The 14,720-nt window shown below is 71.2% G+C and carries 9 protein-coding genes; 4 read left to right on the top strand and 5 right to left on the bottom strand.

Translation table 11 applies throughout. From position 1 onward, the window contains the following. The first annotated feature begins 237 nt into the window (after nucleotides 1-237). Nucleotides 238-3,039: a tetratricopeptide repeat protein gene (locus tag WMF11_RS24890; RefSeq protein WP_437979142.1), complete on the top strand. Its 2,802-nt coding sequence runs from the start codon at nucleotides 238-240 to the stop codon at nucleotides 3,037-3,039. A 10-nt stretch (nucleotides 3,040-3,049) separates the two neighbouring features. Here the strand turns inward: WMF11_RS24890 and WMF11_RS24885 are convergent, their stop codons facing one another. Together WMF11_RS24885 and WMF11_RS24880 are read right to left on the bottom strand one after the other, a co-directional pair. After that, the gene (locus tag WMF11_RS24885; protein ID WP_437979141.1) at nucleotides 3,050-5,197 is read right to left on the bottom strand and encodes a M3 family metallopeptidase; all 2,148 of its coding nucleotides are present in this window, start codon (nucleotides 5,195-5,197) and stop codon (nucleotides 3,050-3,052) included. A 42-nt stretch (nucleotides 5,198-5,239) separates the two neighbouring features. After that, nucleotides 5,240-6,757, bottom strand: a complete 1,518-nt coding sequence (locus WMF11_RS24880) for a hypothetical protein (protein ID WP_437910862.1) — start codon at nucleotides 6,755-6,757, stop codon at nucleotides 5,240-5,242. Between the two features lie 444 nt (nucleotides 6,758-7,201). Here WMF11_RS24880 and WMF11_RS24875 point away from each other — a divergent pair, with 444 nt between their 5' ends. Beyond that, complete coding sequence (locus WMF11_RS24875; protein WP_437910861.1) at nucleotides 7,202-7,477, top strand: hypothetical protein; 276 nt, start codon at nucleotides 7,202-7,204, stop codon at nucleotides 7,475-7,477. Nucleotides 7,478-7,517: 40 nt separating this feature from the next. Here WMF11_RS24875 and pruA read toward each other — a convergent pair whose 3' ends face one another. Then, entirely contained in the window at nucleotides 7,518-9,158 is a 1,641-nt protein-coding gene (pruA, locus tag WMF11_RS24870; protein WP_437979140.1) for an L-glutamate gamma-semialdehyde dehydrogenase, read from the bottom strand. 188 nt (nucleotides 9,159-9,346) lie between these two features. Here pruA and WMF11_RS24865 point away from each other — a divergent pair, with 188 nt between their 5' ends. After that, nucleotides 9,347-10,351, top strand: coding sequence for a DUF2804 domain-containing protein (locus WMF11_RS24865; protein ID WP_437979139.1), 1,005 nt, complete (start codon nucleotides 9,347-9,349; stop codon nucleotides 10,349-10,351). 33 nt (nucleotides 10,352-10,384) lie between these two features. Here WMF11_RS24865 and ligA read toward each other — a convergent pair whose 3' ends face one another. Together ligA and WMF11_RS24855 are read right to left on the bottom strand one after the other, a co-directional pair. Next, entirely contained in the window at nucleotides 10,385-12,415 is a 2,031-nt protein-coding gene (ligA, locus tag WMF11_RS24860; protein WP_437979138.1) for an NAD-dependent DNA ligase LigA, read from the bottom strand. A gap of 13 nt (nucleotides 12,416-12,428) precedes the next feature. Next, the gene (locus WMF11_RS24855; RefSeq protein ID WP_437979137.1) at nucleotides 12,429-12,914 is read right to left on the bottom strand and encodes an NUDIX hydrolase; all 486 of its coding nucleotides are present in this window, start codon (nucleotides 12,912-12,914) and stop codon (nucleotides 12,429-12,431) included. Between the two features lie 925 nt (nucleotides 12,915-13,839). Here WMF11_RS24855 and WMF11_RS24850 point away from each other — a divergent pair. Further along, a complete protein-coding gene (locus WMF11_RS24850; protein WP_437910857.1) occupies nucleotides 13,840-14,658 on the top strand; it encodes a carbon-nitrogen hydrolase family protein in 819 nt (272 codons plus the stop codon). The last annotated feature ends 62 nt before the right edge of the window (nucleotides 14,659-14,720 follow it).

The following is a 14,720-nucleotide window of genomic DNA, read 5'->3' as shown; positions in this document are numbered from 1 at the left end:
GCTGACGCGGCTGACGCGGCTGACGCGGCGCGAGCTGCGCGCGCGCTGCGGAGTACTTCCGTCCACCAACGACGCCTGCCTTCGCTCATGCCTGTTCTCTGCCGGCTGATCTCTCGTGCGGGGGACCTCACGCTGCGGCGTGGTGCGGCGCAGCGTGGCAACCCGCTTCGCTTCGGGCGCGGCCCTGGGTAGATTGCTCGCCTGCATGCGCGTACGCAACGAGAAGAGGGCGCCCTGATGCGCTTGGCCGTCGTCGCCACGCCCAGCCTGCACCGCGATCAGCGGCCGGCGCCCGGCTCGCTCGACGGAGATCTCATCCGGGCCCGCCTCTCGCTGGACGACGCGGGCTTCCGGGTGATCGACGTCGATCCCGCCCGGGATCTCGCGGAGCAGCTCGACGCGCTGTTCGACGAGGTCGTTGCGACGCGGAGGACCCTGGTCGACGCGGAGGACGCCGCGCGCGACGACGCATCCACCCTGTTCCTCTTCTACGCCTCCAGCGCGGTCGCGCTGTCGCCGGACGGGGAGCTCTTCCTCTGCCTCGACCCCGAGAACCCCGGCGTGGGCGACGCGCTGGGCGACATCGCCTCGGTGTTCCGCGATCGCGCGCGCGGCGAGGTGCTCTTCGTCCTCGAGTGCCATCACGGCCCCGGGGCGACCTCGCGCGCCGTCGTCGCCGCCGCGGAGCAGGCGGTGGCGTCTTCCGTGACGGGGGTCGAGCTCCTCGTCGCGGCCCACCCGATCGGCTCGCTCGACGCGGATCTGCCGTCGGTGCTCACCCGCGCCTTCGTCGAGCACCTCGACGAGGCCGAGCCGGAGCGCGGCCTCACCGCGGAGGCGATCTTCCGCCGCGTGGAGGGGAACGCCGACCTCGCCAGCGCCATCCCGTGCTTCGCGCGGACGGGCGGGCGGGGCTCCTTCTCGGTGCTCGTCCCGCGCGGCGGCGCCCCGGGCGCGCCCCCGGCGGAGAGGCCCGAGGCAGCGCAGCTGGTCGTCGCGGACGAGCGGGACGCCGCCACCACGCCGGCGCCGGCGCCGGACGATCCGGTCGCGCAGTACCTCGCGGCTGGCGACATGCTCGCCACCGCCGCGGACCTGGAGGGCGCGCTCACCGCGTACAAGAAGGCGCTCGCGCTCGTCGGCGTCGCGCACCGGGACGCCCGCGCGGAGGTGCATCTGCGCATCGCCCAGACCAGGTGGCGCCAGGAGCGGCACCGCGAGGCGATCGAGAGCTTCGACAAGGCGCTCGCGCTCGCGCCGGAGCACCGGCCCGCGCTCGAGGCGCTGGTCGAGCTCCACCTCACCGGGCGCGATTTCGTCCGGCTGCGCATCGCGGAGGAGCGGCTGCTCACGCGCGTCGAGGGGGACGGCGATCGTTTCGGGCTCCTCGTCCAGTTCGCAGAGCGCTGGGAGAGCATCGCCGGGGAGCCGGCGCGCGCGCTGGAGCTCCTCGAGCGGGCGCGGGAGCTCCGCCCCGACGACCGCACGGTCTTGCGCGGCCTGGGCCGGCTCTACCAGGCAGCGGGCGACGTCGATGCGTCGATCGTGGCGCGCCGATGCCTCATCGACCTGATGGAGGAGCCCAGGGAGCGGGCGGTCGCGCTCCTGGAGCTCGCGCGCACCGCGATGCAGGGCGAGGCCCGCGCGACCTTGACCGAGGTCACCCGGGAGCGGGACGGGATCGAGCTGCTCGAGCGCGCGCTGGACGCAGATCCCACGTTCCTCGATCCGCTCTCCCTCATCGCGATCCTCCTCTCGGCGCGGCAGGAATGGGGCGAGCTCGAGCTCGCGTACCGGCGGATGCTCGAGCGGGCGCAGCGCATCGCCGACCTGCGCGTCCGGAGCGACGTCACCTGGGAGCTCTGCCGCCGCCTCGGCATGCTCTTCCGCGATCACTTAGAAGATCCCAGCTCCGCGCTGGAGGCGTTCGAGGGCGCGGTGGATGAGCGACCGGACGATGTCCCGGGGCGGCTCAGCGCGGCGTCGCTCGCGCGGACCGCCGGCCGGCTCGAGCGCGCCGCCGCGCACCTCCAGGCCGCCGCGGTGCTCGATCCCGGCAACGTCCAGGTGTTTCACGACCTGTTCGACACGTTCCAGAAGCTGAGGCGGGTGGACCAGGCGTGGTCCGCCGCGAGCGTGGCTGTCTACCTCGGCGCGGCCGAGGCGCGGGAGCGCTTCATCTTCGAGGAGCACCGCCCGGCGGGCCTCGTCCAGCCTGCGCGCGGGCTGAGCGTCGCGACGTGGGACCTCCTGCGCGCGGGCGATCGCGATCGCGCGCTCGAGGAGGTCCTCGCGTCGGTCGCCGGCGCGGCGATCCGCGCGCGCTTCGCCCAGCGCGTGCGGGAGAAGCGGGTTCCCCAGCTCGATCCGGCAGCGCGCTCCGACGCGGAGCGGAACGCGGCCGGCGTGGTTCGCCTGTTCTCGTGGGCGAGCCGGTGTCTCGGGATCGCCGCGCCGGCGGTCTACCTCCGCAAGGACGCGCCGATCGCGGTCGCCGCGGTGCCAGTCGAGGAGCCGAGCATCCTCGTCGGCGGCGAGGCGCTCCGCGGGAGGACGGCGGCCGAGCTCGCGTTCCTGGTGGGCAGCCACGTCGCGTACCACGTCGGCCCGCACCGGCTGCTGCTCCATTTCCCGTCGCTAGAGGAGCTCGGCGTCTGCCTCGCGGCGGCCGTCAAGGTGGCGCGGCCGTCCGAGCTCGTCCCCGCCGACCTCGAGGGCGCGGTGCTCGGGCTGGTGCCCCTCCTCGACGAGCACCTGACGGAGAGCGAGCGTGACGCCCTGGAGGCCGCGGTGTTCGAGCTCTACGAGATCCGCGCGCCGCTCGATCTCGCGCACTGGGTGGGATCGGTCGAGCGGTGCGCTGCCCGGGTCGGCTATCTGCTGACCAGCGATCTCTCGGTGGCGGCGTCGTCGCTCTCGCGGGGAGACGCGCCGGGCGTGCTGACGGCCGAGGAGAAGATCGGCGATCTCCTCTCGTTCACGGTCTCGGACGCCTACCACGCCTTGCGCGAGGAGCTCGGCGTCGCGATCGAGCCCTGAAGCTGCCCGTTCACTCCTTGCCCCGGAGGTAAGCGAGGTACGCGTCGTGGCTCGGCGGGCGGCCGAGGAAGCGGGTGACGAGCGCTCCTGCCTCGACGCCGCCGCCCTTCGCGAGCACCTCGTCGCGGAACGCGCGCGCGACGGCGGGGTTCAGCAGGCCTTCCTGCTTGAAGCGGGTGAGCACGTCGCGCGAGAGCGACAGCGCCCACTGGTAGCCGTAGTAGCCCGCGTCGTAGGTGATGAGGTGCCCGAAGCTCGACTGCAGGTGCGTCCCCTTCACGAAGGCGAAGGACTCGTTCGCGCGCTGCGCCTGCTCCACGACCACGGTCGCGTCGAAGCCCGGATCGCGGGTGTGGAGCTCCAGATCGATCGACGCGAGGGTGAGCTGCCGCTGCGTCGCGAGCGCTCGACCGAAGCCTCGCGCGCGGGTCATCGCCTGGAAGAGGGCGTCCGGGATCTTCTCGCCGGTCGCGTGGTGCTTCGCGAACAGATCGAGCACCTCGCGCGACCACGCCCACTCCTCGAACATCTGGCTCGGCGCCTCGACGAAGTCGCGCACCGTCGCGGTCCCTGAATAGGAGGCCAGCTCCGAGCGCGTCAGGAGGTGGTGCAGCACGTGCCCGAACTCGTGGAAGAACGTCACCACGTCCTCGTGGGACATCAGCGCCGGCTGCGCCCCCGGCTTCGGGAAGTTGCACTCGAGCGCCGCGACGGGGCTCTGCCACGACCCGTCGTCGAGCAGCTTCGCCGTCCGCACGGTGAACATCGCCGCGTGTTTGTACTTGTCGGGCCTGCTGTAGAGGTCGAGGTAGAACTTGCCGATCAGCTTGCCCTCGGAGCGCACCTCGTACGCGGTCACGTCGGGGTGCCACGCCTTCGCGGGGACCTCCTTGTACTCGAGGGCGTACATCTTCGCGGTGATGTCCATGAGCCCCTGCTTCACCGCGCCGAGCTCGAGGTAATCCGAGAGCGCCTGCGAGTCGAACTGGTACGTGGACGCGCGGACCCGATCCTCGAGGAAGTAGCGATCGGAGGGGGGGAGCTTGTCGGTCGGCTTGCCTCCGAGCCGCACGTGCTCCTTCATCAGCGCGGCGAACTCGGCCTTGGCGGGCTCTTTCAGCGCGGTCCTGACCTGGTCGAGGAAGCCGCGCACGGCGCCGCTCGTCCTGGCCATCCGCGGCTCGATGGCGTAGTCCGCCCAGCTCTTGTAGCCGAGCATCTTGGCCTTCTCGGAGCGGAGCGCGAGGAGGCGATCGACGAGCTTCACGTTCTTCTCGCCGCCGCGGTTGGTGAACAGGACGTAGAGAGCGAGCGCTGCCTTGCGGTCCTTGGCGTAGGTGACGAACGGGAAGAAGTCGGGGTAATCGGTGGTGATCTCGACCTTGCCGTTCGCCTTGGGCGCGTGCTTCGCCACGTACTCCTTGGGCAGCCCTTGGAGGGACGCGGGCGCGATCTCGATCGATGCGGTCGACGCGGACAGGTTCGACATGAACTCCTGCCCGATGCGGGTGATCTGCTCGTTCACGTCGCGGAGGCGCTGCTGTCGGTCGACCGGCAGCGACAGGCCGTTGCGGCGGAAGTCGCGCAGGACATCGGAGAGCAGCCGGGCGCGCTCACCGTTCAACGTCTCGCGCGCGTCGCCTTTCTCGGCGTACGCCTCGATGACGGCGGCGAGATCGGCGTCCAGCCACATCGCGGTCGTGAACCTGTCGACCTTCGGCTCGCAGAGCCTTGCGGCCTCTCGCACCGCCGCGTCCGGGTGCGCGACCCCCATCAGGTACGGGAACTCGCCCGCGCTGTTCACCTCGAGCGCGGCGTCGTCGAACCGCCCGAGCGTCGCGGCGTAGGTGAGCTTCTCCGGCGGCGCGCCTCGGAGCGCCCTGATCGCGGCGAGGTGCCCCTCCGCGGCGCGCAGGTGCTCGTCGCAGAGCTGCTTCACGCCCTCCACGGTGAGGCCCTGCGCCACGGGATCGAACTCGGCGCGCGTCGGCGTCTCGGACGGCGCGGTCGTCGCCGGGGTCGACGTCGCCGCCTGCGGCGCGGCGCTGCCGGCCGTGGCCGGCGAGGAGACCCTGCCGGTCTGGGTGCCAGCGTTGCAGGCGACGAGCAGGAGAAGTGAGAGGAGCCCGGAGCGCGCGGGGGTGGTGCCGACCTTCATGTCGGTCGGGCTATACCACGGGGAGCGAGGTGCTTCAGACCGTCACTCGGTCTCCGGCGGCAGGTAGGCGAAGAGGCAATTGTATCCTCGGCTCGTCACGTCGGCGGCGGGCGTCCCGGCCGATACCCTGACGAGCAGCCGGTTGTCCGCTGGGGCCTCCGGGATCGCGACCCGCTCGACGTACAGGTTTTCGTCCTCGGTCTCCGTGGCCGAGTAGGTGGCGGCGTCGATCGATGTGCCGTCTCCGTTCAGCACCTCGGCGCTGAGCTCGCGGACCCCGGACCCGTTGCGCTGCGCTTCGCAGACGACCGAGAACGTCCAGCCCTCTTCCACGTCGTCGAGGGGGACGGCATAGATGTCGACGTCGGCGGTCTCTCCGTCGGCGAGCTGACCCTCGATCGCGTAGCTGACGCCGCCTCCCCCGTTGGCGAAGGAGACAAGGCCGCCTTCCGGCGTCTCCACGACACCGTTGGTCTCCTCCTCCGCCTCGAGGGGATCGGAGCTCGTGCGGTTGTGCAGCACGATGTAGAAGTCGTTCTTTCCTACCTCTCCCGCAGGGCGCTTGACGAAGACGAAGTACTCTTGCCCAGCTTCCACCGGGAGGGCGATATCGCCGCCCGTCGAGGGGTCCACCTTCGCGTACGCGTTGGTCAGATCGGTCGAGGCGAACACGGCGATCTCGCTGACCTTCACCGTCGAGCCGTTGCCCTCGACCCCTGTCGGCTGGTCGACGATCAGCTGGGCGAGGATGGCGTTGTCGACCGCAGGGGTCTCCGGCGGGGTGAACGAATACACGTCGACGTCGGTCGCGCTCTCGAAATTGCCGAAAGCGAAGGTGGTGAAGTAGCCCGACTCGTCGTTATTCAGCTCATAATGCAGCTGCACGGCCTGCTCGGCGTCATTGTTGGGCTCGGTGTCGCTGATGAGGCTGTCGGTATCGCTCTCCGCCACATCGAGCGCGAGGAGCGCCACCCCGTAGTCGAAGCTCACGACCTCGGCGGGGTCGAAGCAGCCGTTCGGGAAGGCGAACTGCGGGAAGGCGGCGTTGCAATCCTGGACGACGATGACGTACTCGCCGTCTGCTGGCAGGACGGTGAGCAGCTCGCTGTCATTGGTGAAGCCCTGGGCCGGGTCGTCGTTCTGCGCGAGCTGGTTCCCGTCGGCGTCGAGCAGCGTGATGACGGTATCCGGGTATGTCGGATCCCGCTCGTCATCCGAAGGCCTCGCGTCGCTCAGGATGTACACCGGCTGCCCCTTGGCTCCGGTGAAGCTGTAGTAGTCAGCGTCCTCGTCCAGCGGCTCGAGCGTCCCCTCGAGCCAACCGTCCTCGGGTTGGATCGGCTCCGCTTCTTCGGGGCTGTCGTTCCCGTCATCCACCTCGCCTGAGCCCGTGGAGGTGCTGCCGGCGGTGGGGCCGGTGGTCGCGGAGGACGTCGTGGTGCCCCCGGCTCCTCCCTCGCCGCCGCCGCCTCCGTTGCCCTCGTCGTCTCCGCCGCAGCCAGCGGCGGTCGCCGCGATCGTGCTGAGCACGAAGAAACCCAGAAAATGCATCGACTTCATGGCACCTCCAACGTTTTCTATCCCACAGCGACTCCAGGTGTAGCGGCGTGGGAAATATACACCTACGCTTCTGCTCGTCCTGCGCGCCATGGGAGCGCACGCTTTCGACGGGCGGAGATCTGGAGCATACGTAATGGCCGGGTGCTGCTCCACAGCCGAATGGCCGAGTTCGGATCGCCCTGTAGAGCTCGGTGGTTGGCGCGTCGGATGGCAATGGCTCCGGGCATGACTCCCTGAGAAGAGCCTCCGTCTTCGTTGGTGCGATTGACGACTCGGGCGGAACACGGAGTTCGCCGGTGGGCTCACCGGCTCGATTCGCCTCCGGCGGCGTGCGCTTCCAGCAGGGATCCGGGGCAGGGGCGAGCCGGCGCCGCGCGGCCGCCCCCTGCTCGCCTCTCGCCGCCGGCTCGGCCGCGTGCTCCGATGGCCGCTGGAACTTTCGCCATGCCCCGTCCCGCGCTCGTCCTGGCCCTGCTGCTCTTCGCTCCCACCCCTGGATGCTCGTCGGACATCGACGCGTGCGAGGTGGTCTGCACCAAGAACGCCGAGTGCCAGACCGACAGCCCTGGAAAGGACACGTGCGTCGCGCTGTGCCTCGAGCTGTCCGACCGCGCGTCCTATGCCACGGCCATCGAGCGCACGGCCGAGTGTTACGAGGAGGAGGCCCGGTCCTGCGCGGATCTCGCGGGTGGCGTCTGCGACTACTCGCCGGAGGATTGAGCGACGAGGCCCGCCGCCTCTCCGGCGCGGGGCGCGCTTCCTACTCGGCCGCCATGAACGGATAGGCGACCGCGCGCGGCGGGGCGAACGTCTCCTTCACGACCCGCGGGGAGACCCAGCGGAGCAGGTTGAACAGGCTGCCCGCCTTGTCGTTCGTGCCGGAGGCGCGCGCGCCGCCGAACGGCTGCTGCCCGACGACTGCGCCGGTCGGCTTGTCGTTGATGTAGAAATTGCCCGCGGCGAAGCGGAGCGCGTCGCTCGCCGCCTCGATGAACGCCCGATCCCGCGCGAACACGGCGCCGGTCAGGCCATACGGCGACGTCTCGTCGCAGAGCGCGAGCGCCCTGTGCTCCTCGCCGTCGGGGTAGACCCAGACCGTGAGCACCGGCCCGAACAGCTCCTCCGCCATCAGCGGGTGGCGCGGATCCGTGGTCTCGATCAGCGTCGGCTCGACGAACCAGCCGTCGCTCCCGTCGTGCGCGCGCGCGCCGCCGCCGCACACGATCGAGCACGCCGCGTCCGACTTCGCCGCGGCGATCCGCCCCGTGAGCCGGGCGTGCGCGCGCTCGTCGATCACCGCGCCCATGAAGTTGCGGAAGTCGGCGACGTCCCCCACGCGGATCGCCCGGATGTGGCCCACGAGCCGGTCCTTGAGGGCCGGCCAGAGCGAGCGGGGGATGTACGCGCGCGACGCGGCCGAGCACTTCTGCCCCTGGAACTCGTAGGCGCCCCGGACGAGCGCCACGGCGAGCGCGTCGACGTCGGCGCTCGCGTGCGCGAAGACGAAGTCTTTCCCGCCGGTCTCGCCCACGATCCTCGGGTAGCTGCGGTAGCGCCCGATGTTCTCCCCGATGCGGCGCCAGATCGACTGGAAGACCGCGGTCGAGCCGGTGAAGTGGATGCCGGCGAAGTCCGGATGATCGAGGCACGCGTTCGAGACGAGCTCGGGCGGGCCCATGACGAGGTTGATGACGCCGCGCGGGAGGCCCGCCTCGATCAACAGCTCCATCACGAAGTGCGCCGAGTACAGCGCGTTCGCGGACGGCTTCCAGACCACCGTGTTGCCCATCAGCGCCGGGGCCGCGCACAGGTTGCCCGCGATCGCGGTGAAGTTGAACGGCGTCGCCGCGAACACGAAGCCCTCCAGCGGGCGAGGCTCCGCGAGGTTCCAGATGCCGGGCGCGCTCGCCGGCTGCTCCGCGGCGATCCGGTGCGCGAAGTGGACGTTGTAGCGGAAGAAGTCGATGAGCTCGCACGCCGAGTCGATCTCCGCCTGGTACGCCGTCTTGCTCTGCCCGAGCATCGTCGCCGCGTTCAGCGTGGGGCGGTACCGGGTCGCGAGCAGCTCGGCCGCCTTGAGGAACACGGCGGCGCGCTCGGTCCACGGCGTCCTCGACCAGGCCGGGTGCGCCCGCCGGGCGGCCTCGATCGCGCGCGCGACGTGCTCGGCGCCGCCTTGATGGGCGCGGGCGAGGAGGAGGTCGCGTCGGTGCGGCGCGCGGACCTCGTCGAGCGCGCCGGTCCGGAGCGCCTCCCCGTCGATGACCATCGGGATCTCGATCGTCTCCCGCGCCCGGCGGTCGAGCTCCGCCTTGAGGGCCGCGCGCTCCGGGCTGCCAGGCGCGTACGTGAGGACGGGCTCGTTCAGGGGGCTCGGGGGCGTGGCGATGGCGTCGATCATGACGCGAGTCTAGCGGCGGAGCCGAGGGCGCGCAGGCTCCGGCGCCGCTGCTCTCCGCCGCGGCGTGAGCCAGATGGCCGCGGAGGAGAGCGCTCGGCGCAATCACGCGATTCGCACAACTCTGGCGATGTCAGGTTTCCGGTGTCGCTCGCCTTGGGCGGCGACCACGTCGCCGCTACTCTCGTCCGATGCGCGAGCTCATCACGCCGCCCGATACGATCCTCGACCCGAGCACGGGAGCGGCGCGCGTCGGGTCCTACCGGGGCGATCTCCCGCGCGTCGACCCGGCGCTCCTCGCGCCGCGCAGGCTCGATCGGCTGCTCAAGCACAAGCGATGGGTCTACGTGGCGATCGCGTCCGACGAGGTCTTCGTCGCCGTCTCGGTCGTGCACCTCGGCTACCTGTCGATCGCGTTCAGCGTCGTCTTCGACAAGGCAGGCCGTCGATTGCTCGTGGACCGCGCGACGTTCGGGCCGCCGTTCGCGGTGAGCGTGGGCGACGCGGGCGGCGAAGGCCGCTCCGCGCGGGCGTGGCTCCCCCGCGCGCGCGTCCGGATCGAGCGGCCGCGCACGGACGCGACGACCGCGGTGACCGCCGCGCTCCGCGGCGTCGAGCTCGAGGCGCGGCTCGACAGCCGCGCGGCCCCGCCGGCGCTCTCGGCGATTGTGCAGGCCTCGGACGGCTTCCTGATCACCACCGAGAAGCGCCTGCTCCTCGGCGTTGAAGGCGAGGCGTCGGTGCTCGGTCGCCGCATCTCCCTCGACGGAGCGATCGCCAGCTACGACTACACGAGCGGGCTCCTGCGGCGCCGCACGACCTGGCGCTGGGCCCTCGCGCTGGGGCGCGCGGAGAGCGGCGAGCGCATCGGCCTGAACCTCGGCGAAGGCTTCGTCGGCGACGCCGAGTGCGCGATCTGGATCGACGGCGAGCTCATCCCGCTCGCCGAAGGCCGGTTCACCTTCGACGCGGCCCGTCCGCTCGACCCCTGGCGCGTCCGGACCGCGGACGGCGCCGTGGATCTACGCTTCGTCCCCGGCGCGGCGCACTCGAACCACACGAACCTCGGCTTGCTCGCGTCGGAGTTCATGCAGCCGATCGGCCTCTACTCGGGCACGATCCGCCTCTCGGACGGGCGGCTCCTCGAGCTCCGGGACGTCCTCGGCGTCACGGAGGACCAGGACATCACCTGGTAGGGGTCGACGGGTCGAGGCCGCGGCTCGCCTCGGTCAGCCGCCGCGGCGCTCGGCGATGAGCTTGTCCAGATCGTCCTCGGTGATGAGCTTCGTGCCGTACTTGCGCGCCTTCACCGCCTTGCTCGACGTGGACGCCACGTCGGCGATGACGAGGTAGTTGAGCTCCTTCGTGACGCTGTTCAGCACCCGGCCGCCGTTCGACTCGACGAGGTGGGTGAGCTCGCCGCGGGGACGCGCGCCCGCGCCGGTGAAGCAGAACGTCAGTCCGGCGAGCGGGCCTTCGGCCTCGGGCGCGACCGGGACGATGCCGGCGGCGAGCAGCCGCCCGATCTCGTCGCTGCGGGCGCGCAGCCCTCGAACGATGCTCGCGGCCTTGATCGCGCCGAGGCCCGGGATGCCGGCGAGCTCGTCCTCCCTGGCGGCGAGCAGCTTCTCGATCGTCGTGTACCCCGCCGACACGAGCAGCCGCGCGGTCTGGATCGCGAACCCCTCGATGCCGAGCGCCGCGAGGAACACCGGCAGCGCGAGCGGGAGGCGGCTCTTCAGCTGCTCCAGGCACTTCGTCGCGCTCTTCTCGCCGCGCCGATCGAGGTCGGCGATGCTCTTGACCGTGAGCTTGTAGAGGTCGAGCGGCTCTCGCACGAGGCTTGCGGCCACCACCTGCTCGATCAGCTTGTCGCCCCACTCCAGCGCGCCGATGGCGTCGATCCAGTTGTGGATGCGCCCCTCGATGAGCGCGCGGCACGCGGCGTTCCGGCAGAGGAGGTACTCTCCCTCAACGACGAGCGGCGCGCTGCAGACCGGACAGACCGACGGAGGAACGGCGGCGGGGCCGCGCTTCTCGACGACCTCCTCGACGTACGGGATCACGTCGTTGCGGCGCGAGACCAGCACCTCGTCGCCCACGCCGATGCCGAGGCTCCGCACGTTGGCCGAGTTGTGCAGGGAAGCGCGCCGGACGTTGGCGCCGGCGAGCTCGACCGGCTCGACGATCGCCACCGGGGTGACGCGGCCGCTCGGCCCGGTGTCCCACTGGATCGCCACGACCGTCGTCACCTTGGCGGGCGACGCGAACTTGAAGGCGACCGCGCCGCGCGGCCGGCGGTTGACGTCGCCGAGCAGGCCCTGGAGGTGGAGCGAGTCCACGTAGACGACGAGCCCGTCGATCTCGTAGTCGAGGCTCGCGCGGAGCTCGCTCGAGTAGCGCCGGTAGAGCTTCACGACGTCCTCGACGCTGCCGTGCGCGGTCTGCGGCGTCGCGAAGCCGAGCTCGCGCAGCCAGGCGAAGCGCGCTCGGCACGTCGGGATCTCGAGGTGCTCGGCGACGTCGTAGAAGAGCACGGTGCAGTGCTCTGCCCCCTGGCCGTCGAACCGCTTGGCCGCGCCAGCGGCCATGTTGCGCGGGCTGGTGACGCCGGGGAAGTGGCGCTTCATGTCCGAGAGGCGAAGGATGATCTCTCCGCGCACGGACAGCCGGCCCTTCTCCCGGATCCGCGAGGGGATCCCCTTCATCCGCGCGACGTTCGCGGTGATCCGCTCGCCCCACTCGCCGTCGCCGCGCGTGATGGCGTCGACGAGCTTGCCGCCCTTGTAGATGACCTCGATGGAGATGCCGTCGAGCTTCTCCGCCACGAAGAGGTCACCCGCGACGCTCGAGGTGGAGCCCGGTGCCGGCGGCGCGGCGCCCGTGCCGCCGTCGCCGTGCCCGTCCTTCACGAGGATCTCGTCGCACCGGGCGACCCAGCCCAGGAGCTCGTCCTCGGAGACGACCTTGTTGAGCGAGCCCATCGGGATCTCGTGCCGCGCCTTCTCCCACTCGGTGATCAGGGAGGCCGAGCCGACCCGGGCGAGCACCGGATGCGCCGGATCGAGGGCGCGGAGCTCGTCCTCGAGGGCATCGAACGCCGCGTCCGAGATCTCGGGGTTCCCTGCGTAGTAGCTCGCCCTGTATTTCTCGATGCGCTCGGCGAGCTCCTCGATCCTCGCCTTGTGCTTCGGATCCGTCGCGAGCCCGCCCTGCAGCGGGTTGCGCGCTCCGGCGTCGTCGTGGTGTGCCTGCGTCATCGCTTGCCTCGGCTCACTCGAGCTCCGTTTCGCCGGCGCGCCGGGCGGCGGCGAAGAGATCCCCCATGCCCATCGCGAGCTCGGACGGGAGCTCGTCTTCCCGGAACAGCCTGACCTCGCGGATCTCGAGCGGATTTTGCGGAGGGCGCGTCGGCGCGGCGATCCGGGCGGTGACGACGACCGTCACGGCGTGGAAGCGAATGTCGCGATCAGGCCGCGAGTACACGCCCACGACCCGCCCGAGCTCGACCTCGGTGACGCCGGCCTCCTCGGCGAGCTCCCGCACGATGCTGTCGCGGAGCGTCTCTCCCCATTCCAGGGTGCCTCCCGGGAGCGCCCATGTTCCGGTGTCGCTGCGGCGAATGAGCAGCCACCGGCCATCGGCGGTCTGAGCGGCGGCGGCGATCCCGACGACAGGCCGCCGGAGCAGCGCGCGGGCGACCTCCTTGGCGAGGGCGAGCACGGAGCGCGGCAACAGCGACAGGGGAGCGATTTCCATGAGAATTTTTGTGGCGTGCGGGCAAAGCATAGGAGCGATCGGGCGCCGCCGGGAGAGGGTTCCGTGCGGCCTCGGCGGATCCTGCGGACATCCATGAGCCGTGCGGCTCAGGCTCGGTCGCGGGAGAGAGGCAGGCTACGCTCGTCCTCATCATGGCGATCGTGCGGAGGGCGATGCGCGCTCCTGTCGGGTTGTACGGCTGGGCTGTCCTCAGCGGCGTGATGGCCTGGGGCGCGGCGCTTGCGCTTGCGTCGCTCCCGAGCTGCACCGACGAGCGGCTCGCGTCGCCTCGCCCTCAGGCAGGCGTCTCCGCCAGCGCGGGCGCCTCGGGGGGGGCGCTGCCCGATGCGGGCGCCGACGAGGGGCCGGCGAACCTTTGCGAGTGCCTCGCGGCCTATGGCGGCGAAGCCGGACGCTGCGGCGATTGCTTCAACGAGCATGCGTCCCGCGGTGGGCGCTGCGAGGCGGAGCTCGCGGCGTGCGACGGGGAGCCTGAGTGCAGGCCGATCAGCCTGTGCCTGAAGGGGTGCGGCCACAACAAAGCCTGCCAGACGGCGTGCGTGTTCCCGGACGATGCGGGCGCTGCTCACCGGATCTTCCAGCGGGTGCTCGCCTGTGTATGCGCCGCGTGCAGCGCCAGGTGCACCTACTCCGGCGCGCCGCTCGAGTGCGCCGCGCCCACCGAGGTGGACGGAAGCGGTGGAGCCGCGGGCGCCAGCGGGGCAGGTGGCGCTGGTGCCGGTGGGGCAGGTGGCGCTGCCGGGGCAGGTGGCGCTGGTGCCAGTGGCGCTGTGGGCGCCGGCGGGGCAGGTGGCGCTGGTGCCAGTGGCGCTGCGGGAGCGTCCGGAGATCGAGGAATCTGACGAGCCCTGCGCTCCCGTCGGCGCGTGGTCCACGCCGGGTCCCCGTGCGGTAGGCTTGCCGCATGGAGAAACCGGTGATCTGGGCGGCCCTTCAGCTCTCCAGCCAGGAGAACGTGGGCGAGAACCTGGCGCGGGTCGAGGTGCTCGTCGTGGAGGCGGCGCGCCGTGGGGCGACGACGGTCGTGCTGCCCGAGAACTTCGCGTACATGGGCAACGAGGAGGGGAAGCGCAACATCGCGGAGGACCTCGATGCTGGCGGCGGTCCGATCGCGCGTCGTCTCGCCGACGCGGCGCGCTCCGCCCGGGTGACGATCGTGGCCGGCGGCTTCCCTGAACGCGCGCACGATCCGGCGCGGCCGTACAACACCTGCGCGGTCTTCGGGGCCGACGGCCGGCTCACCGCGCGCTACCGGAAGATTCACCTCTTCGACGTCGAGATCGCCGACGGAACGAAGTACCGCGAGTCGGCGTCGACGACCGCCGGGGAGCGCCCCGTCGTCACCGAGATCGACGGCGTGAAGCTCGGACTCTCGATCTGCTACGACGTCCGGTTTCCGGAGCTCTACCGTGCGCTGTCGTCCGCGGGTGCAGAGGTCATCGTCGTCCCTGCGGCGTTCACCCTGCTCACCGGCAAGGACCACTGGCTGGTCCTGCTCCGCGCCCGGGCCATCGAGGCCCAGGCGTACGTCGTGGCCGCGGCGCAGTGGGGCAAGCATCCTGGCGGGCGGGCGACGTTCGGGAAATCGTGCGTCATCGATCCGTGGGGTGAGGTGATCGCTCAGGCCTCGGAAGGGGAGGGGATCGCGATGGCGATGCTCGACCCCTCCTACCTCGATCGGGTCAGGGCGAACCTACCCTCGCTCACGCACCGGAGGCTCTGATCGTCATGTCATGGGGGTAAGCACTTTGTCCTCGCACCGGAGGCGGCGGTGCCGGCGCTTCA

This window comes from Sorangium sp. So ce295 (assembly GCF_051527405.1).
Lineage (GTDB): Bacteria > Myxococcota_A > Polyangia > Polyangiales > Polyangiaceae > Sorangium > Sorangium cellulosum_B.
This window is presented reverse-complemented; position numbering and strand designations above follow the sequence as displayed.

What these genes read in the sequence shown, in the direction of transcription:
- WMF11_RS24890 (WP_437979142.1), top strand. Translation starts at nt 238, where the DNA reads ATGCGCTTGGCCGTCGTCGCCACGCCCAGCCTGCACCGCGATCAGCGG.
- pruA (WP_437979140.1), bottom strand. Translation starts at nt 9,158, where the DNA reads ATGATCGACGCCATCGCCACGCCCCCGAGCCCCCTGAACGAGCCCGTC.
- WMF11_RS24880 (WP_437910862.1), bottom strand. Translation starts at nt 6,757, where the DNA reads ATGAAGTCGATGCATTTTCTGGGTTTCTTCGTGCTCAGCACGATCGCG.
- ligA (WP_437979138.1), bottom strand. Translation starts at nt 12,415, where the DNA reads ATGACGCAGGCACACCACGACGACGCCGGAGCGCGCAACCCGCTGCAG.
- WMF11_RS24850 (WP_437910857.1), top strand. Translation starts at nt 13,840, where the DNA reads ATGGAGAAACCGGTGATCTGGGCGGCCCTTCAGCTCTCCAGCCAGGAG.
- WMF11_RS24855 (WP_437979137.1), bottom strand. Translation starts at nt 12,914, where the DNA reads ATGGAAATCGCTCCCCTGTCGCTGTTGCCGCGCTCCGTGCTCGCCCTC.
- WMF11_RS24885 (WP_437979141.1), bottom strand. Translation starts at nt 5,197, where the DNA reads ATGAAGGTCGGCACCACCCCCGCGCGCTCCGGGCTCCTCTCACTTCTC.
- WMF11_RS24865 (WP_437979139.1), top strand. Translation starts at nt 9,347, where the DNA reads ATGCGCGAGCTCATCACGCCGCCCGATACGATCCTCGACCCGAGCACG.
- WMF11_RS24875 (WP_437910861.1), top strand. Translation starts at nt 7,202, where the DNA reads ATGCCCCGTCCCGCGCTCGTCCTGGCCCTGCTGCTCTTCGCTCCCACC.